The 21,544-nt window shown below is 74.8% G+C and carries 15 protein-coding genes and 5 tRNA genes; 8 read left to right on the forward strand and 12 right to left on the reverse strand.

From position 1 onward, the window contains the following. Positions 1-152: 152 nt before the first annotated feature. The 5 genes from AB0G14_RS12035 to AB0G14_RS12055 form a co-directional block, all read right to left on the reverse strand. A complete protein-coding gene (locus tag AB0G14_RS12035; RefSeq protein WP_357696414.1) occupies positions 153-3,872 on the reverse strand; it encodes a LamG domain-containing protein in 3,720 nt (1,239 codons plus the stop codon). A 112-nt stretch (positions 3,873-3,984) separates the two neighbouring features. After that, complete coding sequence (locus AB0G14_RS12040) at positions 3,985-4,437, reverse strand: hypothetical protein (protein ID WP_357696416.1); 453 nt, start codon at positions 4,435-4,437, stop codon at positions 3,985-3,987. Positions 4,438-4,579: 142 nt separating this feature from the next. Then, a complete protein-coding gene (locus tag AB0G14_RS12045; protein WP_357696418.1) occupies positions 4,580-5,590 on the reverse strand; it encodes an NAD-dependent epimerase/dehydratase family protein in 1,011 nt (336 codons plus the stop codon). A 198-nt stretch (positions 5,591-5,788) separates the two neighbouring features. Beyond that, positions 5,789-5,863: transfer RNA gene (locus tag AB0G14_RS12050), tRNA-Val, on the reverse strand. Between the two features lie 49 nt (positions 5,864-5,912). Next, positions 5,913-5,985 (reverse strand) — tRNA-Gly (locus AB0G14_RS12055). A gap of 175 nt (positions 5,986-6,160) precedes the next feature. On the opposite strand from AB0G14_RS12055, the gene AB0G14_RS12060 reads away from it, so the two are divergent. Next, complete coding sequence (locus tag AB0G14_RS12060) at positions 6,161-6,400, forward strand: DUF6458 family protein (protein WP_357696420.1); 240 nt, start codon at positions 6,161-6,163, stop codon at positions 6,398-6,400. Between the two features lie 185 nt (positions 6,401-6,585). Continuing rightward, positions 6,586-8,256, forward strand: a complete 1,671-nt coding sequence (locus tag AB0G14_RS12065) for a helix-turn-helix domain-containing protein (protein ID WP_357696422.1) — start codon at positions 6,586-6,588, stop codon at positions 8,254-8,256. 436 nt (positions 8,257-8,692) lie between these two features. Here AB0G14_RS12065 and AB0G14_RS12070 read toward each other — a convergent pair. The 3 genes from AB0G14_RS12070 to AB0G14_RS12080 form a co-directional block, all read right to left on the reverse strand. Continuing rightward, positions 8,693-8,767: transfer RNA gene (locus AB0G14_RS12070), tRNA-Val, on the reverse strand. 13 nt (positions 8,768-8,780) lie between these two features. Continuing rightward, positions 8,781-8,851 (reverse strand) — tRNA-Cys (locus AB0G14_RS12075). Between the two features lie 34 nt (positions 8,852-8,885). Then, a tRNA-Gly gene (locus AB0G14_RS12080) sits at positions 8,886-8,958 on the reverse strand. Between the two features lie 283 nt (positions 8,959-9,241). On the opposite strand from AB0G14_RS12080, the gene AB0G14_RS12085 reads away from it, so the two are divergent. The 5 genes from AB0G14_RS12085 to AB0G14_RS12105 all read left to right on the forward strand — a co-directional run bounded on the left by AB0G14_RS12085 (position 9,242) and on the right by AB0G14_RS12105 (position 15,717). Next, positions 9,242-9,844: a TetR/AcrR family transcriptional regulator gene (locus tag AB0G14_RS12085; RefSeq protein ID WP_357696424.1), complete on the forward strand. Its 603-nt coding sequence runs from the start codon at positions 9,242-9,244 to the stop codon at positions 9,842-9,844. 152 nt (positions 9,845-9,996) lie between these two features. Next, entirely contained in the window at positions 9,997-10,572 is a 576-nt protein-coding gene (locus AB0G14_RS12090) for a TIGR03086 family metal-binding protein (RefSeq protein ID WP_357696426.1), read from the forward strand. A gap of 278 nt (positions 10,573-10,850) precedes the next feature. Further along, positions 10,851-13,778 carry a M36 family metallopeptidase gene (locus AB0G14_RS12095; protein WP_357696428.1) on the forward strand — a complete coding sequence of 976 codons (2,928 nt, stop codon included), beginning with the start codon at positions 10,851-10,853 and terminating at the stop codon, positions 13,776-13,778. 97 nt (positions 13,779-13,875) lie between these two features. Next, positions 13,876-14,544, forward strand: coding sequence for a 50S ribosomal protein L11 methyltransferase (locus tag AB0G14_RS12100; protein ID WP_350684270.1), 669 nt, complete (start codon positions 13,876-13,878; stop codon positions 14,542-14,544). Positions 14,545-14,553: 9 nt separating this feature from the next. After that, complete coding sequence (locus AB0G14_RS12105) at positions 14,554-15,717, forward strand: cytochrome P450 (protein WP_357696430.1); 1,164 nt, start codon at positions 14,554-14,556, stop codon at positions 15,715-15,717. 286 nt (positions 15,718-16,003) lie between these two features. On the opposite strand, the gene AB0G14_RS12110 is transcribed toward AB0G14_RS12105, so the two are convergent. The 4 genes from AB0G14_RS12110 to AB0G14_RS12125 all read right to left on the reverse strand — a co-directional run bounded on the left by AB0G14_RS12110 (position 16,004) and on the right by AB0G14_RS12125 (position 20,387). Continuing rightward, entirely contained in the window at positions 16,004-16,681 is a 678-nt protein-coding gene (locus AB0G14_RS12110; protein ID WP_357696432.1) for a response regulator transcription factor, read from the reverse strand. Further along, complete coding sequence (locus AB0G14_RS12115; protein ID WP_357696434.1) at positions 16,671-18,356, reverse strand: histidine kinase; 1,686 nt, start codon at positions 18,354-18,356, stop codon at positions 16,671-16,673. Before AB0G14_RS12115 ends, AB0G14_RS12110 begins: the two co-directional genes overlap by 11 nt. Positions 18,357-18,410: 54 nt before the next feature. Next, positions 18,411-19,112, reverse strand: coding sequence for a dethiobiotin synthase (gene bioD, locus AB0G14_RS12120; protein ID WP_357696578.1), 702 nt, complete (start codon positions 19,110-19,112; stop codon positions 18,411-18,413). 138 nt (positions 19,113-19,250) lie between these two features. Further along, positions 19,251-20,387: an 8-amino-7-oxononanoate synthase gene (locus AB0G14_RS12125; RefSeq protein WP_357696436.1), complete on the reverse strand. Its 1,137-nt coding sequence runs from the start codon at positions 20,385-20,387 to the stop codon at positions 19,251-19,253. Between the two features lie 155 nt (positions 20,388-20,542). Between AB0G14_RS12125 and bioB the strand changes: the two genes are divergently transcribed. Beyond that, positions 20,543-21,538, forward strand: a complete 996-nt coding sequence (bioB, locus tag AB0G14_RS12130) for a biotin synthase BioB (protein ID WP_350711677.1) — start codon at positions 20,543-20,545, stop codon at positions 21,536-21,538. Positions 21,539-21,544: the final 6 nt, after the last annotated feature.

A 21,544-nucleotide genomic window follows, 5' to 3' on the forward strand; every position in this document is an offset into this window, starting at 1 on the left:
CCGGTGAGCGCCGCCGCGACGGCGACATGTATCCGGTTAGGCCGCTTTCGCAGCCTTTGCGGTGGTTCGAGGAGTGGTTTCGGGACGCGTTTCACTGTGCCTCCACAGGCTCGGTCGCAGGGATCGATGGAGAGGAAGAGGGATGAGAGGGGTCAGTCGACCGGCTCGACGGTCTCGGCGGACTCGGAGTTGAAGAGGATCTTGACGGCGGTGTCCGTCAACGCGCCCTGGTAGAGACCGAGGTCGTCGATCTCACCGCGCCACCGGTCGGTCATGCTCGGCGCTCCCCCGGCCGGGGTCCACTGTGCGCCGCCCACGGCCAGCGGGCCGGTGGAGTCGAACGCTCCGGTGAAGGTGCCCGTACCGAAGGGGATGTTGGCCTCGAGGACGCCGTTCACGTAGAGGCGGATCTCCCGTCGGGAGGCGTCGTGGACCCCCACCAGGTGGGTCCACCGGGAGAGGTCGTCCTCCTCGTTCATCAACCGGGACATCATCTGCGCTTCCTTGCTGTTGCCGTTCAGGTCGCTGTCGGCTCCGAAGACGCTGAAACACCACCGGTTCTCCGTCACACCGTTCACCACCTTCGCGCGCTGCCCGAGGTAGAAGGCGGACTGCTTCGCGCCCATCTGGGAGACGGCGGTCTGCGTGCCGCCGAGCGCCGACGGGCGTACCCAGACCGCGACGGAGAAGGACTGGTCGGTGCGGAGGACCCGGCCGTTCTGCCAGACGGGGTTCTGGGGCTCGCCGAGGTTGTCCTGGGAGAGGCCGTACTCGCGGGTGGCCAGGCCGTAGTAGGGGTCGGTCGTGTCCTCCGTGAAGTGCACCGCGTCGAACAGCAGCCCGTCGTCACGGTGACCGGCCCCGACGTTGCTGCCCTGGGTCAGGGCCAGTTGGCGGCCGAACTGGCCGGCCTCGGGAGCGCTGCACAGCGTCGGGTCGAGGAACTCCTCGTAGCAGGGCTGGGCGCCGGAGAAGGTCCAGTCGCCGACCTTGACCGCGCCGAGCATGCCGGGCTCGTCGAAGCCGCCCGACTCCGGGTCCTCGGCGGACTGGCCGATGAAGTCGTGGTCGACGAGGATCCGGTCGTAGACCTGGACGTCGGCCAGGTTGCCCTTGAAGTAGTTGCTCACCGCGCCGGAGCTCCAGCCGCGCCCCACGGCGAACCTGCCGTTCGCGCTCCAGGGCGTCGCGGTCCGGGCGACCTCGGCGGTGAGGGCGCCGTTGACGTAGAGCCGCACCTTGCCCGCGGTCTGGTCGTAGACACCCGCGATGTGCGTCCACCGGCCCACGTCCGCGGAGGTCAACGCGGTGCTGCTGAACGCGGCCCGGCTCGTGCTGGACTGCAGGTCGGTGTCCTTCATCAGGAACGACCAGCGCGGCGTCGACGGCGAGCCTTCGAGACGCGTGCCGAGGTGGAACCCGGCGGTGCTCACGCCCTCCTGCGAGGCCACCACCATGTCCGCCGTTGTCGGCAGGGAGTTCAGCCGCACCCAGCCGGCCACGCTGAACGACCTGGTGGTGTCGACGACCTTGGTCGTGGTCGTCAACGCCGAGGAGGTGCCGTTGAAGGACGCCGTCTCGCCCCGGATCAACCTGAGGTCACCGGTCCAGAAGACGCTGCCTCCGGTGAAGGAGTTGTCGCCGGCCAGCGTCGGCTGGCTGTCCGCCATCGGTCCCGGGTCGACGCCCGGGTAGTTCTCCAGCCCCCAGCGGGCGATCGCGGGCGTCGGTCGGGCGGCGGTGAACTCGTGCGAGCCGTAGCCGATGTTGCCGGCGCCGTCGACGGCGGAGACGGAGACGGTGTTCTGGCCGTACTTCGGCACCATGAGCGACACGGTGGCCTGCTTGCCCGTGATGCGGAACCCCGACGACGGGTCGATCCAGGTGCCGGTCGTGGCGACGACCTCGGTGGTGGGCGGATTCACCCAGCCGTACCGGAACTTCGTCACGGTGGTGTCGGTGGAGCGGACCGCGAAGGTGGCCACGGTGCCCGGCACGGGGGGTGCCGAGGTGAGCGTCGCGGTCACGGGGGGCACCTTCGTGTCGGCCACGAACTTGCACCAGTCGGACCAGACGCTGGTGCGGCTGTAGGGGGCGGGGTCGGTGGCCCTGGCGCGGAACGCGTACGTGACGGCCTCGGACACGGTCACCGCCGCCGTGGTGGAACGTTGGCCGGCGGGCACGGACGCTCCGGCGGGCGGCGTCCGGCGCGGCGTCGACGCGTCGATGACCCCGTTGGCGGGCACCTGCACCCACTCGTACGCCGTGGTCAGCGCCTGGGTGCTGTCGGCGTCCGGGAAGATCGCCGAGAAGGTCGGCTTCAGGGTGCCGACGACCAGCGTGGTGCTGGCCGGGCAGGCCACCCCGGCCGCCTGGAGGCTGCTCGGCTTGCCCGGGATGTTGTCGTAGTCGACGATCAGCTTGGCGTTGTTGGGGAAGAACTTCTTCCACCGGTCGGTGGTCGACTCGCCCGAGCCGTCGGTGGCGCTGCACGCGCAGAAGCCGAAGGTGATGTTCGTGGCGTTGCTGGTCGCGTGGGTCTGGATGACGCTGGTCACCGCCGAGCCGGTGAAGTTGACCGTCATGTCCGGCTGCGGCGAGTCCGAGCAGCCGTAGCCCTCGTTGGCATGCGAGCTGGCCGAGGACTTCAGGCTGTTCAGCTTCGGCGACCAGCCGGTGCGGGGCGTCGAGGCGATGCCGGCCGAGTGGTACATGTACGTGGGCGTGTTGGTGCAGGACCAGGAGTGGTCGAGCTTCATCTGCACGTACGCCGACTCGATGTGCTTGCCCTTCATGGCGGTGAGGGGGAAGTCGAAGAAGGACCGGTACAGCCTGCCGCTCTCGGGGTCCTTGCCCACCCGGGCGACGGTCGTGTCGGTGTTGTTGCTGTTGTTGCTCGTCGCGTACGCCCACCGGGACTTGCCGGTCGACCACGCCGGGTCGATGTAGACGGGGAACGTCGCGTTCGCCGGGGCGAGCAGCTTCGCGTCCGGCCGCAGCACCAGGTCACCGCCGGCCACCTCGACACCCACCGGCGCGGTCTTCGCCGCGTCGCCCGGCGCCGTCGCCGACGACCGCGACGGCAGCCCGCCACCGGTCGGGGCGTCGGCCGCCGGCGCGCGGTCCGCTCCGGCCGACCGGGCCGTGGCGGCCGACGAGGTGTCGTTCGAGTCCCACATGACGGCGGGTTCGGCTGAGGCGAGCAACTCGCCGCCCGCCATCGCCGTCAGCCGCCCGTCGGCGCCCCGCACCACCCGGGCGTCCCCACCCAGATCGAACCGCAACTCCCGCAACTTCGGGTTCGCCGCCGCCTGCGCCGACCTCACCACGAACACATGCGTGAACCCGCTGCGGGTCGCCCGCAACACCAGATCAACCCCCGGCAACACCTCCCCGTACGTCGCCGCATCACCACTGACCACCGGCCTCGGCAACCCACCCGGCCACGACAGCGACAACGACTTCCCCCGCCGCACCAACGTCACCGCCGCACCCGCACCACCATCCGAGAACCGCACATCCGCCACCGACGCCACCGGACGCCAACCATCCGACCCACGCCGCAACGACAGATCCACATCCACCCACGACCCGTCCGACCGCTTCACCCGCTGCGGCACCACCGCCGACTCCGACGTGAACCCACCCGACGGATTCGCGAACACCTGCGTCAACTCCGTCCGAGCCGACGCCACCTCCACCCGCCGACCCGACCGCACCGCCGCCACCGCCGCCGACCCCGCATCCGGCGCCACCGAGGGATCAGTCCGCGGCGCCGCCGGAACGGCCTGGGCCGCCGACGGCACCCCCAGGACCGAGGCGACGAGCGTCCCGGCCACGAGCGCGGCGGCGGCCGCGCGAGTGCGGTTCATGGGCTTTGGTGGTTGTTTGCGTGATGCATTCGGGACGCGTGTCACCGTGTGCCTCCAAGGCGTGATCGAAAAACAGCGGAACTTGGGTGAGGTGGAAGGGCACCGGTGGTGCTCAGCCCACGGTGTCGGTGGCCGTCGTGGACTCCGCGGTGAGCGGACCGGTGGCGTCGAAGGTGCAGGTGAACGACCCGGTGCCGTACGCGGCGGTCGACTCCGGCTTGCCGTTGACGTAGAGCCGGACCTCCCGGCGCGACTGGTGGTGGACCCCGACCAGGTGCGTCCAGGTCGACAGGTCGTCCTCGTCGTTCATCACCCGGGACGTCATCATCGCGTCGGCCACCCGGCCGTTGAGCCCGTCGACGCCGACGCCGAAGACGCTGAAGGAACATCGGTGCTCGACCGTCCCGTTGACCGCCCTCTGCCGCCGCCCGAGGCAGAACAGGCACCTCTCGACCTGCGCGCAGGCAGCAGCCAGCGGCCAGTAGTCATCGCAATCCCCCGTGGAAGATGAGAACCAGTCGGCCGAACTGTAGGGGCGCCCCCGACCCTTGTCTATATCGATCACGGTCCGTGACCCCGGACCGGATTTCGCCGCCCACCGGGTGCCGGGAAACCACCCACGGTGAACGCTTTCCGGGCAGCACGACGGCGGCCGTCCACTCAGGACAGTGGACGGCCGCCGTCGTGCCGGTGGTGCCGAAGCGGGATCAGGCCCGGGCCGGGCCCGTCGCGGACAGCAGCGCCGCCTCCCGCTCCGGGGCCAGACCGACCGGGGCGCGCTGCGGCCGGCCCGCCCGCGGCGGGACCGTGCCCACCTTCCGCAGCCACGCCCAGGTGTCCGCGACCGTCTCCGCCACCGGGCGGCAGGTCAGCCCGGCCGCGTACGCCTTCTCGACGCCGCGCTCCTGCAACCAGCGGTACTCGTGCCCGGCCGGGATCCAGGCCGGCAGGTCGTTCCACGGCACCACCCCGGCGGCCAGAATCGGCTCCGGATCGGTCCACCGCAGCCGGGCGTCGGCGCCGGTGACGGCGACGCAGGCGTCGAGCAGCTCGCCCATGGTCGCGTGCCCGGTGCGGCTCACCACGTTGAACGTCCCGCCCAGCCCCTCCGCGCCCCGGTCCAACATCCAGCCCGCCAGGTCCCGCACGTCGACGTACTGCAACGGCAGGTCGACCGGGCCCGGCGCCAGCACCTCCCCGCCCCGGGCGATCCGCTCCAGCCACCAGGGCAGCCGGCCGATGTCCTCCCCCGGCCCGAGGATCAGCCCGGCCCGGGCGAGCAGCGCCCGGTCGCCGAACACCTCCCGCACGGCCCGCTCGCCGCCGGCCTTGTTGTGCGCGTAGTCGCCGTCGTCGGCGTCCGACTCGGCGTCCACCACGGGGGCCTCCTCGCCCACCCCGTCGACGACCGGCTGCGCGTAGACCGAGCCGCTGGACACGTAGACGTAGCTGCCGACCCGGTCGACCAGCGCGCGGGCGGCGTCCCGCGCCGCCCGGGGCGCGCCGTCCCAGGTGTCGACCACCAGGTCCCACTCGCCGTCCGCCAGCGCCGCCAGGCCGCCGGGCGCGGTCCGGTCACCCCGCAACCGGCGTACGCCCTGCGGCGCCGCGCCGTGCAGGCCCCGGTTGAACACCGTCACCGACCAGCCCCGACGCACCCCCTCGGCGACCGTGGCGCCGCCCACGAAACCCGTCCCACCCAACACCAGCAGTCTCATGTGCTCCACTGTGCCGGCTCGGACCGGTCGTCCGGCCCCCTGTTCACGGTGAGCGGATCTGCCCAGGGCAGAAGATCCGGCGGGCGACGGCGCCCCGGGCGGAAGGCTGCACGGGTGGCGGAGTGCATCCGCCCGTCCGTACACCTGGAGAGCACGAAGGCCCGCCACCGACGACGGTGACGGGCCTCGCGGATCATCTGGTGGGCGATACTGGGTTTGAACCAGTGACCTCTTCCGTGTCAAGGAAGCGCGCTCCCACTGCGCCAATCGCCCGTGGTGGCCACCCGGGCCCGGCAGACCGGGCCGGCAGGGGCAGGATGCGAGCGGACGACGGGATTCGAACCCGCGACCCTCACCTTGGCAAGGTGATGCGCTACCAGCTGCGCTACGTCCGCGTGCCGCCGGCGTTCCCCGGCGACGGGAGAAACTCTACCCGACGGCAAGATCGCCCGGCACGCCGCCCCGCCGGCCGCCGTGGCGGCTCCCGCGCAGCCGATGGTTGCGCTGGTCAGCCACGGGGTACTGACCTCCTTCGACAGCACACCACATCCCCTGACCAAGGAGGCTGTCGTGGGTATCGGCACCAGCATCTTCCTGATCGCGCTCGGCGCGATCCTCACCTTCGCGCTCGACGCGAGCCTCGGCGGCATCGACCTCGACATCGTCGGCTGGATCCTGATGGCGGCCGGCGTGCTCGGCCTGATCATGACCACGCTCATCTGGGGACGCCGCCGCCAGGTGGTCAGCACGACCGAGCCGGTGGAGTACCGGCGGGTCGAGGAGCGCCGGGACATCGCCCCGCCGCTCTGAACCGACCGCCCCGCGACCGACGGAGCCGGACGGTCGCCGGACGCACGTGCCGGGCACCCCGCGAGGGTGGCCGGCACGTCGACGTCACCGACCCCACCCGCCGTAGGCCTGCCGGCGTGCCGGGCGTCACCCCTCCGCCGCCTCTCCTCGTGACCCTCGCCACCCGGGTACTACCGTCTGCTGTCGTGCGGACGGAGCAGGACGGGTCGCGAACGCCCGGGCGACAGCCGTCGCGAGTCCGCTTCGAGCGCGCCGAGGCCGTCGTCGCGATGACCCGCCTCGCCGCCGGCCCCGATCCCGTCCGGGCCGTCCTCGACACGCTCGCCCGTCGGTCCACCGGGGCCGCCCTGATCGGCGTGGACGGCGCCCTGCTGACGGTCCACCCGGGCCGGAACCCGCTCGACCGGACCATGCTGGGCGCCGCCGCCCGCGGCGTACCTGAGCTGCACGCACGCGGCACGCCGGCGGCCGTGCGGGGCGGCGCGGGCGCACCCACCGTCCACCTGGTCGCCCTCGGCGCCGGGGAGCCCGACGACGGCGCGGCGTGCGACCCCGACGGCGGGACCGAGCCCGCCCCCTGGCTCGCGGTGGTGGACCCGGTGGACCCGCTCCCCGGCGACCTGCTCGCCGACGCGGCGCGCATCCTCGGTCTCTGCTGGCGGCTGGAACGCTCGGAGCGGGCCCGGCGGCGAGTCGCCGCCGGCGACGTCCGCAGCCGGGAGGCGGTGCTGCACCTGCTGATGGTCGGCGACGTGGCACCGGCCCGGCGCATCGCCGCAGCACTGCGTCCCCACCTGCCCGACCTGGTCCGGGTGTGCGTCGTCGAGTGCGCGCCCCGGCGACGCGGCGAGGCGGCCGGGCAGGTGACCCGTGCGCTGGGCGGGCGGGCCTGGGTGGTGCCCTGCCCGGTCCGCTCCCGGCACCTCATCGCGCTGGTGCCGGCCCCGGACCGCGCCGGGCCGCGAGAGGCCGGCGACGCGGACGCGCTGGGGAGACTCGTCACCGGACGGGTGCCCGGGACGCGGATCGGGGTGAGCGAGCCGGTCCCGCTGCGCCGCACCGCCGCCGGCTACGAGCAGGCGTTCCACGCCCTCGCGGTGGCCCGGAACGGGCCGGACGGGCACTGTCGCTTCGACCGGGCGACGGAGCTGCGCGCCCTGCTCGGCGCCGCGGGGCAGGACTGGGCGCGGCTGCTGCTGGCGCCGTGCCTGTCGTACCGGCCGGCCCGACGGATGGATCCCGACGGGCAGGAACTGCTCGCCACCCTCGGCTCCTGGCTCGCCTTCGACGGCGCGGCCCACCGGCACCTGCGGATCCATCGCAACACCCTGGCGGCCCGGCTGGCGCTGCTGCGCGACCGCCTCGGGCTCGACCTGTCCCGGATCTCCGACCAGTCGGTCGCGTGGTTGGCCCTGCACCTGCTCGGTTCCGCCGCGACCCCGGAAGACGTGCCGGAGGCACCGCCCGTCGGTGGTGGTGGCGCGGACGGCGCGTTCGGGCAGGGGGCGGCACCCGGTGACCGGTGGGTCGGCCTCGACCGGCTGCTGGCGACCCCCGCCCTGGGCCTCTGGGCGCGCGGCCAGCTCGCACCCCTGGAGGCCGGCGGGACGCCCGTCGGCCTGGTCACCGTACGCGCGTGGCTGCGCGCCGAGGCGCGACTGCCCGACACCGCCGCCGCGCTCGGCGTCTCGGTGTCCGCCGTACGCAAGCGCCTCGGCCGGGCCGAGCAGGCGCTGGGGCGTTCCCTGCTGCGCGGGCCGAGCGCCCGGCACGAGCTCTGGCTCGCCCTACGGACCCTCGACGCGACCGCCGACGCGGGCCTGGTCGCCGACCCGGCCGGGTGGCCGCCCGCCTGACCGCCGGTGGCTTCCCGCCCGTGCGCCCCCCGAGCAGCGGCGCCGGTCCGGTCGCTGTGCAGCCCGACACCGCCGGCGCCGTCGCTGTGCGGATCGGTCCTCGCGCCCGGCCGGCGGTGCTCCCTACCGTTGACGGGAGACGGCGGCGAGGACGCCACCAGTCGAGCCCGACCGGCCATCCGGTGAGCTGACGACCGACGTCCGGACGCGCCGCAACGGGGGACGCGTCCGGCCGGCTCCGGGGGGTGCGGCCGCCCCGTCCGCGACGAATCGCGGGCGGGCGGCCGTGGTCGTCCGTGGCTCCGGGTGCACCGGGGCGATCCGGGCGCGGCCCGCGAACGGTGCCGGTCCGAACGGCAGTGCCCTGCGGAGGCTCGGCGCAGCGGCGTCCGGGAACGGCGAAGGCCCGTCACCGGATGGTGACGGGCCTTCGTTCTGGTGGGCGATACTGGGTTTGAACCAGTGACCTCTTCCGTGTCAAGGAAGCGCGCTCCCACTGCGCCAATCGCCCTCGTCTGTTGCCGAGGTGGGGACGGGATTTGAACCCGCGTACACGGCTTTGCAGGCCGTTGCCTCGCCTCTCGGCCACCCCACCGAGGTTGCCCCCGTCATGCGTGGCGGCATCTCCGAGCGGACGACGGGATTCGAACCCGCGACCCTCACCTTGGCAAGGTGATGCGCTACCAGCTGCGCTACGTCCGCGTGTCTCCGGCGTTAACCGGTGACGGGTGAGAACTTTAGCCGAGCCGGCGAGCGGTTGCCAAATCGGGGTGGTTCTCGGCGCGTCCGATGGTGGCGGACCGACCCACCCCTGAGCTTCCTAGGAGGCTACCCAGCCTCTCCTCCCCGGTCCGGGCGAAGAGAGCGGGTCGGCCGCGACGCCGTTCGTGGCGTGGTCGAACTGTCCGGCTTCTGACTCTCGGAAGGGCGGACGGGCCGTGATCGGTGACGCCTCGTGTTCAAGCTGATGCGCTACGGTAACGGCGTGACGAGACGTGCGGCCGAGATCCGCCTGGATGCCCTGCTGCGCACGGCCTGTGACGTGATCGCGGAGCGGGGTCTGGCCAACACCCGCACGGCCGACGTGGCGCAGGCGGCCGGGGTGAGCCAGGCGCTGGTCTTCTACCACTTCGCCACGAAGGACCGGCTGCTCGCGCAGGCGTTCGCGTACGCGGTGGAGCAGGACCTGGCCCGACTGGACGCGGTGATGAGGTCGAGCGCCCCGCCGCTGACCAAGCTGCGCCGGATCGTGAAGCTCTACACGCCGGCCGGCCGGGCGACGTCGTGGGCCATGTGGATCGACGGCTGGGCAGAGTCGCTGCGCACCCCGGAGTTGGAGAAGGTCTCCCGCCGGCTCGACCTGCGCTGGCGGGAGGACCTCGCGGCGGTGATATCGGAAGGCGTTCGCGACGGCACCTTCGAGTGCGCCGACCCGGCCGGCGCCGCGTGGCGGATCAGTGCCGTGATGGACGGCCTGGCGGTGCAGCTCGCAGTGCACGACCGGGTGATCTCCCGCCGCCAGCTCGCCGAGTGGGTCCGCCTGGTCACCGCCCGCGAACTCGGGCTCGACCCGGACCAGCTCGACTGACCCCGACCCCCCGAGGCCGGCGGAGCGGACCAGCTCGACCGATGCCCGCCACCGGAGGGCGGTGGAGCGGACGGGCTCGGCCGATACGGTCATCCTCGGCTGAAGCCGGCAAAACGGCTCGGCCCCCGGGGCCGCCCGGAACAATCGTCGGCATGGACCCGCTGGAGACGTACCGCCGCAGCCTGGCCGAGTTCACCGACCGGGTGGAGCTGGTCGGCCCCGGGCAGTGGTCGGACCCGACCCCCTGCCCGGACTGGGACGTCCGGGCGCTGGTCAACCACGTCGTCGGCGAGGACCGGTGGTGCGTGCCGCTGCTCGCCGGCCGGACGATCGAGGAGGTCGGCGACCGCTACGACGGCGACGTGCTCGGCCCGGACCCGGTCGAGGCGGCCCGGGAGGCGGCGGCGCAGGCGGAGCTGGCCTTCACCCACCCCGGGGCGCTGGCACGCACCGTCGCGCTCTCCGCCGGCGAGACCCCGGCGGACGAGTACCTGCACCAGCTCGTCGCGGAACACCTGATCCACGGCTGGGACCTGGCCGTGGCGATCGGCGCCGACCCCCGGCTGGACGCCGACGCGGTCGCCGAGTGCGCCCGCTGGTTCGGCCGACGGATTGGCGACTACCAGCGGGACAGGCTGATCCGGGCCGAGGCCGACGTGCCGGCGGAGGCCGACCAGCAGGACCGCCTCGTCGCCGCCTTCGGCCGCGACCCCGACTGGGCGCCGTAGCCCCCGCGTCGCGCCCGCCGCCACCCGGGCGGCACCAGCGCGGCGACCACCATCTTCTCCCGGCGGCGGCCGGGGTGCGTCGCCCACGAGCCCATGACGCTCCAGGTGATCGATCACCGCCCGGTCTCCACGATCCGTGCAGCCGCCATCGCGGCCGGCCCTTGAGTAGGCGTGGCCCTTGTTCCCGCCGACCCGGGCTGATATCCACAGATGCGCATGCTTCACCGCGCTGCGCGGCCGGCGGAGAGCCGGCCACCCCGCTCCCACGAGGAGGTCCCGTGGCACAACCGGAGTGGACACCCTGGATGAGCCGGCGTCGACGCCGGCTCGTTCCCGTCCTGGCGGCGACCGCGGTGGTGGCCGCGCTGCTCCCCGCCGGCCCCACCGGCGCCGCCCCCACCGGCGGTGCCGCCACCGAACGGCGCTCCGGCCCGTTCGCCGAGGGACACGAGCACGCCGACGTCGACAACCGCCCCGGCACCGCCGCCCCCGACGCCCGGCAGCGGGGCCTGGCCCGCAAGGCCGACCCGGACGTCCGCTGGAACCGGCTCGGCACCCCGCACGCGCTCGGCCCCGCCCGCGCCCCGCTCGCCACCGGCCTCCCCGGCGACCCGGAGGCGGCCGCCCGCGCGTACCTGACCGGCAACCAGGACCTCTTCGGCCTGGACGCCGCCGCGGTCGAGGCGATGGACCGGCTGCTGGTCCGGCCGATCGGCGACGGCGCGGTGGTCACCCTCCGGCAGCGCTTCGGCGCCCTGCCGGCCGGGCACGACGGCCTGGTCACCGTCGCGGTGGCCGCCGGCACGGTCCTCGCGGTCAGCTCCTCGCTCTCCCGGGACACCGCCGCGCCGGCGCCCGCCACCCTCACCGACGAGCAGGCGTACGGCGCGGCACTCGCCGACGCGGGCCTGGCCGCCGACGCGGTCCGCAGCCACAGCGTGCGGGCCGTCGCCGTGCCCACCCCGCTCGACGGGCCCCGGGCCGCGTACGAGGTGACCCTGATCGGCGCCGACGACGACCACCCGGAGGCGTTCACCACCTACGTCGACGGGATCACCGGGCAGGTGCTGGTCCGCGAGGACCTCGTGGACTTCGACTCCGACAACCCGAGCTGGGCCGTCTTCCCGGCCACCCCGCCGCGCGACCTCGGCCCCGGGCAGGACCCCCGGGTGCGCTGGTGCGGCGACCCCGCACCGGAGTGCCGGGAGGGGTTCCGCGACCCGGCCACCGGGCAGCCGTGGGACGTCGACGCGGCCACCGGCACGCCGACCGGCACCGCGCGCGGCAACTCCGCCAACACCGTACGGTCCTGGGGCAGCGGCACGCCGGCCGTGCCGGTCACGCCCAGCCCGGAGCGGCGCTACGAGTATCCGTTCACCGACCAGTGGCACCAGGCCCGCTGCAACCCCGCGGTGTTCACCTCGGCGCAGCGCAACGACGACGACGCCGCGATCGCCAACCTCTTCGCCATGCACAACCGGATGCACGACTGGGCCTGGCACCTCGGCTTCACCGAGGCCAGCTGGAACCTCCAGGCGGTGAACCTGACCCCGCAGGGCCGGGGCGGCGACGCCGAGCAGGGCCGCGCGCAGCAGGGCGCGCTCAGCGGCAACCGGAACAACGCCAACCAGGGCACGCCGCGCGACGGGCTGCCGCCGACCACCAACATGTACCTGTGGCAGCCGCAGGCCGGCGGGCCGTACCCGCCCTGCGTCGACGGCGACTACGACATGACGGTGATCGGGCACGAGTACACCCACGCCATCACCAACCGGATGATCGCCGGCCCGGACAGCGGCATCGGCGGGCACCAGGGCGGTTCGATGGGCGAGTCGTGGAGCGACCTGCTGGCCGCCGAGTACCTCTTCGAGCACGGGCTGCGCGCCCCCGGCGAGACGCCCTACGTCACCGGCGGGTACGTCACCGGCAACCTGGTCAGCGGCATCCGCAACCACGACTTCAGCCGCAGCCCGCTGAACTACTCCGACGTCGGATACAACACCGGCGGGCCGGCGGTGCACGCCGACGGCGAGATCTGGAGCGCCACCAACTTCCGGATCCGTGCCGCGCTGATGAAGCGGTACGGCGTCGGCACCCCGCAGCGCCAGCTCGACTGCGCGCAGGGCAGGGTGGCGGTGGACCGGTGCCCGGGCAACCGGCGCTGGGCGCAGCTCGTCTTCGACTCGTTCCTGCTCCAGGCCGCCAGTCAGGTCAGCATGCTCGACATGCGGGACAACATGCTCACCGCCGACCTGCTCCGTTTCGGCGGCGCCAACCAGGACCTGATCTGGGCCGAGTTCGCCCGCTCCGGGATGGGCCGGGACGCCGCCAGCAACGGCGCCTCCGACACCGACCCGACGCCGAGCTTCGCCGCCCCCGACGCCGACAACGCCGTGCTCACCCTCCGCCCGAAGGGCGACAGCGCCGACGCGCCGATCCGGGTGTACGTCGGGGCGTACGAGGCGCGGGCGGTCCCGGTGGCCGACACCGACCCGGCGACGGCGCTGCCGGACCGGATCGAGCTGGTGCCCGGCACGTACCAACTGCTCGCCGTCGCGCCCGGCTTCGGCCACCAACGGCTCACCGTGGTCGCCAAGGCCGGCAAGGAGGGGTACGTCGACCTGCGGATGAGCCGCAACCTGGCGTCCACCGCCTCCGGCGCGACGATCACCGGCGACGGGGTCAACCTGGACCGGATCGCCGACGACACCGAGGCGACCAACTGGGCCTCCCTCGACGGGGTGGCCGGCAAGCAGGTCACCGTGGCGCTGCCCGGCGACGCGCCGCAGGTCGTGAAGCGGGTCAACGTCAGCGCGATGCTGCGCCCGTCGATCACCGGCGACGCCGACCCGGGCAGCCAGAACTCGCTCAGCGCGCTGCGGTCGTTCGCGGTGTCGGCCTGCAACGCGAAGACCACCGACTGCGCGGATCCGGCGAACTGGCAGCGGATCCACACCAGCGCGGCGGACGCGTTCCCGGGCGGGGCGTACCGGGCGTACGTGCGGGACATCAACCTGCGCGAGTTCCCGGTGCCGACCACGCTGGCCACGCACCTGCGGCTGGAGGTCCTGGCCAGCCAGTGCACCGGCGGGCCGGACTACGCGGGCGAGCAGGACGACGACCCGGCGACCACCACCGACTGCGCGACCGCCAGCCCGGCGCGTACGCAGGTGCGGATCGCGGAGTTCCAGGCGTTCTCGAAGTGACCGTCCGTCGGGGCCGGTCGGCGCGCCGGCCGGCCCCGACGGCCAGCCCCGACGGCCGGTGGCGCCGGCCGACGGACGGCGGGAGACAATCGGCGGCGTGTCCGACCTTTCCACCGCCTTCGTCCGGCTGCACGCCCGCCTCGCCCCGGTCGCCTTCGTCCCCGAGGTGCGGCTGCACCAGGCGGACGACGCCATCGGGCTGTGGGAGCTGACCGAGGGCGAGTTCCGCAGCGCGCAGCCGCCGCCGTTCTGGGCCTTCGCCTGGGCCGGCGGGCAGGCGCTGGCCAGGTACGTCAGCGACCATCCCGAGCTGGTCGCCGGCCGCCGGGTGCTCGACCTCGCCGCCGGCTCCGGCCTGGTCGCCATCGCCGCCGCGCGGGCCGGCGCCGCCGCCGTCCGCGCCGTGGAGATCGACGAGCTGGCCGTCGCGGCCGTGGCGGTCAACGCCGAGGCCAACGGGGTACGCGTCGACGCGGAACTCGGCGACATCCTCGACGGCGACGCCGGCGGGGCCGAGGTGGTGTTCGCCGGGGACGTGTTCTACAGCGAGGCGATGGCCAACCGGGTGCTGCGCTTCCTGCTCCGGGCCGCCCGCGCCGGGGCGGACGTGCTGGTCGGCGATCCCGGCCGGGCGTTCCTGCCCCGCGACCGCTTCGACGAGCTGGCCGCCTACGACGTGCCGGTGCCCGAGACGCTGGAGAGCGTACGGGTGAAGCGCACCACGGTGTGGCAGTTGCGGGCCGGGCTGCCGGGAGCCGCCCGATAGCGTGTCGACGTGCTGTTCCGGAGCTGGGCGCAGACCACCGACGCGCACTGGCCGGACGTGGCCCGGGTGGCCGACCACGTGGGTGTCGAACACCTGGTGGTGACCCGGCACGCGCTGGTCCGGGAGGTGCTGACCGACCCGGTCACGTACCGGCCGGACAACGCGCTGGACGCGGTGACCCCGATCCCGGTGGCCGCCCTGCGGGTGCTGGCCGGGCACCGGTTCCGGCTGCCGCCGACCCTGGCGAACAACGGCGGCGCCAGCCACCCGCAGATTCGGGCGATCGTCGCCGAGGCCCTGCACCCGACCCGGGTCGCCGCGCAACGGCCCTGGCTGACCGGACTGGTCCGGGAGCGCCTCACCGCGATCGGCGCCGCCCTGGACGCGGGCGCGCCGGTCGACCTCTACGCCGAACTCGCCGCCGACCTGCCGCTGCTGGTGCTGGCCCGGCTGGTCGAGCTGCCCGACACGCCGGTCGCGGCCGTGAAGGAGTTCGCCCGCGCGGCGCTGGAACTGTTCTGGGCGCCACTGGACGCCGACCGCCAGGCGGCGCTCGCGGCCGAGGTGGGCCGGTTCCACCGGGTGCTGCGGGAGTTCGCCGAGACCGGGGGCGGGCTCGCGGGGTCGCTGCGGGCCGCCGGGCACCCGCCCGACGTGGTGGTCGGCGCGCTGTTCTTCCTGCTCGTCGCCGGCCAGGAGACCACGTCGCAGTTCCTCACCCTGCTGCTGCACCGGCTGGCCGGCGAGCCGGCCGTGCTGGCCGGCCTGCGGGCCGGCACCGTCGCGGTCGCCGACGTGGTCGAGGAGGGGCTGCGGCTGGAGCCGCCGATCGTCACCTGGCGACGGGTGGCCGCCGTGGACGCCACGCTGGGCGCGACGGCGGTGCCGGCGGGCACCAGCATCGTGCTGTGGCTGGCCCGCGCCGGCCGGGACCCGGCCACCGTGGAGGCGCCCGACGAGTTCCGGCCCGGGCAGCGCGGATCCCGCCGGCACCTGGCCTTCGGGGCAGGCGCACACCGCTGCGTCGGCGACCAGCTCGCCCGGATGGAGGCGGCGGTGGTGGTCGGCGAGACGGCGCCGCTGCTGGACGGGGTCGCCGTCGTCCGCGAGCCGTGGTGCCCCGACAACCTCACGTTCCGGATGCCCGACGCCTTCGTCGTCCGCCGCCGCTGAGCCGCCGACGCCCCGCGTGGCGTGGCGGCGTGGCGGCGTGGCGGCGGATGGTCGGGGGGCCGGGTGGCCAGATTGAAGCCTTCCGGTCGGTCGCTTTCGGCCGAGGGCGGGCAGTCTGAGCGCCCCTGTCGAGCTGCCCCATCCATGAGACCACCCCGGAAGGCGCCGCCGTCCCCCAGACCACCCGAAGGCGCCCGCCGCCCCGTCCATGAGGGCAGGTCGACAGCGCCCGGTGGGGTGCCGTGCCCGGTGGCGCCGCCCTGGGCGCGTGCGGGCACGGGGCGGGTCAGCCGCCGGGCTCGACCAGCCCCGCCTCGTACGCGAGGATCGCCGCCTGCACCCGGTTGCGCACCTCCAGCCGGGTGAAGATGCTGGTCAGGTAGCTCTTCACGGTGCCCTCGACCAGGTAGAGCCGGCGGGCGATCTCGGCGTTGGACAGTCCCGCCCCGACCAGCGCGAGCACCTCCCGCTCCCGCTCGGTCAGCCCGGCGAGCCGGTCCCGCGCCACCGGCCGGCGGGCCACCCGGTCCCCGCCCAGCTCGATCACCCGACGGGCCACCCGCGGCGACAGGTACGCGCCGCCGTCGGCGACGGCGTGCACCCCGGCGATCAGCTCGCGCGGGTCGCCGGCCTTGAGCAGGAACCCGCTGGCCCCGTGCCCGAGCGCCCGAGCCACGTGGTCGTCCTCGCCGAAGGTGGTCAGCATGACCGTCGCGGTCTCCGGCACGAGGCGGCGGATCTCGGCGGCCGCGCTGAGCCCGTCCAGCCTCGGCATCCGGATGTCCAACAGCGCCACCCGGGGCCGGTGCGCCCGGACGAGGTCCACGGCGGCCCGGCCGTCGGCAGCCTCACCGATCACCTCGATCCCCGGATCGGTGGCCAGGATGGCCCGGACACCGGCCCGGATCATCGCCTCGTCGTCGGCGAGCACGACCCGCACCGGGCCGCCCATGTCAGCGTTCATCCGTGATCCGCTCCTTGCTGACCAGCCGGCCGTCGGCGAAGCAGAGCCGCCAGGTCGGCTCGGCCAGGGGGAAGTTCCCGTCGGTGTAGTACTCGCAGCCGGGCCGCGCCGGCTCGGCGGGCGGGTCGAGCTGGCGCCGGGGCAGCCCGGTCAGCGCGGCGCGCTCCGCGCCGAGGGGCATCCGCGCGAAGGCGTCCGCGTGAAGCACCGTACCGGCGGTGGCGACCGGGTAGTAGACCAGCGACAGGACGAGGGCGAGGCCCACCGGGGCGCCGAGCGCCGTCAGCAGGCTACGCCGGACCCGTCGGCGGGCGGCGCGCAGCCGCTGCTCGGCCTCGGCCGGCCGAGGGCCGGCGGCAGGGTCTGGGCCGCCGGCAGGGTCTGGGCCGCCGGCAGGGTCTGGGCCGCCGGCAGGGTCTGGGCCGCCGGCGGGGCCTGGGGCGTCGCCGAGGCCTAAGGCGTCGCCGAGGCCTGGGACGTCGCCGGGCGGGAGGACGGCGTCGGCGACGGAAAGGCCGTCCAGCGGCAGCCGGGCGCGGACGGCGAAGCCGCCACCGCCCAGGGGACCGGCTGTCAGGGCACCGCCGGCGAGGCGGACCCGCTCGGCGAGGGCGAGCAGGCCGGAACCGCTGGACGGCGGGCCGGGCAGCGGCCCGGCCGGCGGCGGCGCGTTGACGACCGACACCTCGACCCGGTCGCCGTCGCCGGCCAGGGCGACGGTGACCGCCGCGCCGGGCGCGTACCGGGCGGCGTTGGTGAGCGCCTCCCGGACCACCCGGTGCAGGGTGCGCGCGGTGGCCGCCGGAAGGTCCGGCAGCCCGCCCGGCGGGTCCACGTCGACCGCCATGCCGGCTTCCCGGGCCCCGTCGACCAGGTCCGCGACGGTCTCGTCGGCCGGCCGGGTGGTGGCCGTTCCGCCCTCGTCCCGGAGCACCCCGATGATCCCGTGCAGTCGCTCGGTGGCGGCCGCGACGCTGGCCCGCAGTTCGCCGGCGGCGGCCCGGTGCGCCGGGGCGAGGTCGTCGGTGACCTCCAGGGTGGCCGCGCGCAGGGCGATCAGGCTCAGGTCGTGCCCGAGCGAGTCGTGCATCTCCTGCGCGATGCGGGCCCGTTCCCGCAGCCGGATCCGCTCCGCGGCGCCCCGCTGCTCGCGGTCCCGGGCCTCGGCGTGCCACCGGCCGGCGTCGGCCAGGGCGGCCTGCTGGCGCCGGTACCGCCCGACGAGCCACGGAAACACCCCGGCGAAGAGCAGCACCGAGGCGAGCAGGAACCAGGTGGCCGCGCCGGTGCCGAGCAGCCCCAGGTTGAGTGCGGTGCCGCCGGCCGCGATGGCGGCGAAGGCGAGAGCAGCCGGCACGGCGGTGGCGCTGCGGCGGCCGGTCAGGTAGCTGAACACCGGGATCGCGAAGAGGAAGTTGCCGTCCAGCAACGAGCCGAGCACCGCCGCCACCAGGGCGGCCACCGGCCACCGCCGGCTCACCGCGACCGCCGCGGCGAGCAGCAGCAGCGCGCCGACCGTCAGGGCGACGGCCCGCCCGGAGTGCGGCGGCGTGACGCCCGCGTACCCGATCGGGGCGGCGGTCACCAGCCACAGGAGCAGGTCACCGGTCCACCGCCGGACGCCCGCCCGGGCCACCCGTCCGCCGCCCGCGCGCGAGGCCCACCAGCTCTCCACGGCGGCCAGGCTACCCACGCCCGACCTGGGCGGGCACCGACGAAAGTCAGGTGCTCATATCTCGTCGGCCCAGGCACGCCAGTCGTCGAGCACCCCGTAGAGCGCCGGGGTGAGCCAGCCGGGCGCGGACCGCCGGAACACCCCCGGGTCCATCGCGCCGGCACCCGCCGGCAGGGCGCCCAGCAGGTGCGGCACCAGCTCGGTGAGGTTGGCCCAGTGCACCAGCTCCGGGTCGGCCGGCCACGCGCCGATCACCACGCCGGCCGGCACCGCCCGGCGTTCCAGTGCCTCCAGGGTGAGCGCGGTGTGGTTCAGGGTGCCGAGCCCGGCCCGGGCCACCACCACGGCCGGGGAGCCCAGCGAGACCGCCAGGTCGGCCACCGTCCAGGGCGCCCCCGACGGCCGCAGCCCCATCGGTACGAGCAGCCCGCCGGCGCCCTCCACCAGCACCAGGTCGTGCTTCTCGGCCTCCTCGCGGACGGCGTCGACGGCGGTGTAGAGCTCCAGTGGCTCCAGCTCGGCGACCCGGGCCGCGGCCAGCGGGGCGAGCGGGTCCGGGAAGCTGGCCAGGGTGCGGCCGGTCAGCGGGGCGGCCAGCCGGGTGACGGAGTCGACGTCGCCGGGCTCGCCGGTGGCCGTACCCGTCTGGCCGGGCTTGACCACCGCGACGCGCAGGCCGGCGGCCTGCGCCGCGGCCGCGATCGCGGCGGTCACCACGGTCTTGCCGACCTCGGTGTCGGTGCCGGTCACCAGCACCGGCCCCCGCCACGGCTTGGTCACTGTGCCACCTCAGTTCGCGACTGCGAGGCTCGCAACACCGGCTCACTCCTCGCGCTCACGCTGCCACCTCAGTTCGCGACTGCGGGGCTCGCAACACCGGCTCACTCCTCGCGCTCACGGTGCACACTCCACGATGACCTCCAGGGCCCGCTCGAAGTCCCGCCGGGGCACCGCCGCGCTGATGGTGAGCCGCAGCCGGGACCGGCTGTCCGGGGTGGACGGGGGGCGGAAGCAGCCGACGGCCACCCCCCGGTCGCGGCAGTCGGCCGCCCACGCGGTCGCCGCCTCGGGCCCCGGTGCGGTGACCGAGACGACCGCGCCGTCGGGGTCGGAGACGGCCAGGCCGGCGGCGGTCAGCCGGCGCACCGCGAGGGCGGCCCGCTCGGCCAACTCCGCGCGCAGGCCGTCACCGTCGCGGGCCAACCCGACGGCGGTGTGGACGCCGGCGGCGACTGCCGGAGGCAGCGCGGTGTCGAAGATGAACGTCCGCCCGGTCTCGACCACGTGCCGGACGAGCGCGGCCGGCCCGGCGACCACACCGCCCGCGCCGCCGAGCGCCTTGGACAGGGTCGCGGTGACCACCACGTCGGGCTGGCCGGCGAGACCGGCGGCGGCGACGCCCCCGGCGCCCGCCGGGCCGGTCACCCCGAGGGCGTGCGCGTCGTCGACGAGCAGTATCGCGCCGTGCTCCCGGGCGACGGCGTGCAGCCGGGCCAGCGGGGCGAGGTCGCCGTCGACGGAGAAGACCGACTCGGTGACGACCACCGCCGGCCGGCCCGGCGCGGCGGCGAGCGCGGCGGCCACCGCCGCCACGTCGGCGTGCGGCGTCACCACGGTCTCCGCGCCGGAGATCCGGCAGCCGTCGATCAGCGACGCGTGGTTGTGGGCGTCGGAGACCAGGAGCGTACGCGGCCGCACGAGCGCCCGGACCGCCCCGAGGTTGGCCAGGTAGCCGGACGAGAAGACCAGCGCCCGGTCGGTGCCGAGCCAGTCGGCGAGGGCGTCCTCGAGCGCGTGGTGGGCGTCGGTGGAGCCACGCACCAGCCGCGACCCGGTGGCCCCCAGCCCGTACGCGGACAGCGCCCGCGCCGCCGCGGCGGTGACCTCGGGGTGGGTGGCCAGGCCGAGGTAGTCGTTGCCGGCCAGGTCGACCGCGGCGTCGCCGGCGGCCCGGGGCAGCAGCGTGCGCGTCAGCCCCGCCTTCGCGCGCAGCTCGGCGCGGCGGTCGAGCGCCGCCAGCCAGTCCGCCACCGTCACCCCCACGCCGCCCGTGCCGCTCGTCGTCGGCTGCTTCCGCCGGGCGAAATTACCACCCGCCGGACCTGGCCCGGCGCGTCCACCCCGGCGCCGCCGGCCCGACACGCTGGCCGTTCTTCCCGGCCGGGCGGCCTTGTAGGGTACGAGCCATGCCAGAGATCCTCGACCAGGCCCGAACCCAGGTGCTGGAGAACGGCGTCGGTCTCGACGAGGCCGGCGTCCTCGCCGTGCTGAACCTGCCCGACGAACACCTGCCCGCCGCGCTCCAGCTCGCCCACGAGGTGCGGATGCGCTGGTGCGGCCCCGAGGTGGAGGTCGAGGGGATCGTCTCGCTGAAGACCGGCGGCTGCCCGGAGGACTGCCACTTCTGCTCGCAGTCCGGCCTGTTCACCTCGCCGGTGCGCTCGGTCTGGCTGGACATCCCGTCGCTGGTCGAGGCGGCCAGGCAGACGGCCGCGACCGGGGCGACGGAGTTCTGCATCGTGGCCGCCGTGCGCGGCCCGGACGCCCGACTGATGAAGCAGATGCGCGAGGGCGTCGCCGCGATCAAGGCCGAGGTCGACATCCAGGTGGCCGCGTCCCTGGGCATGCTCAGCCAGGAGCAGGTCGACGAGCTGGTCGACATGGGCGTGCACCGCTACAACCACAACCTGGAGACCTGCCGCTCCTACTTCCCGAACGTGGTCACCACGCACTCGTGGGAGGAGCGCTGGGAGACGCTGCGGATGGTCCGCGAGTCCGGCATGGAGGTCTGCTGCGGCGGCATCCTCGGCCTCGGCGAGACGGTGGAGCAGCGGGCCGAGTTCGCCGCGCAGCTCGCCGAGCTGGACCCGCACGAGGTCCCGCTGAACTTCCTCAACCCCCGGCCCGGCACCCCGCTCGGCGACCGGCCGGTGGTGGAGGGCAAGGACGCCCTGCGCGCCATCGCCGCCTTCCGGCTCGCGATGCCGCGCACCATCCTGCGGTACGCGGGCGGCCGCGAGATCACCCTCGGTGACCTGGGCACGCGCGACGGCCTGCTGGGCGGCATCAACGCGGTGATCGTCGGCAACTACCTGACCACCCTGGGCCGGCCGGCGACCGCGGATCTCGAGCTGCTCGACGACCTGAAGATGCCGGTCAAGGCGCTCTCCGCGACGCTGTGAGCGCCC

The sequence above is a fragment of the Micromonospora sp. NPDC023814 genome (genome assembly GCF_040639595.1).
Lineage (GTDB): Bacteria > Actinomycetota > Actinomycetes > Mycobacteriales > Micromonosporaceae > Micromonospora.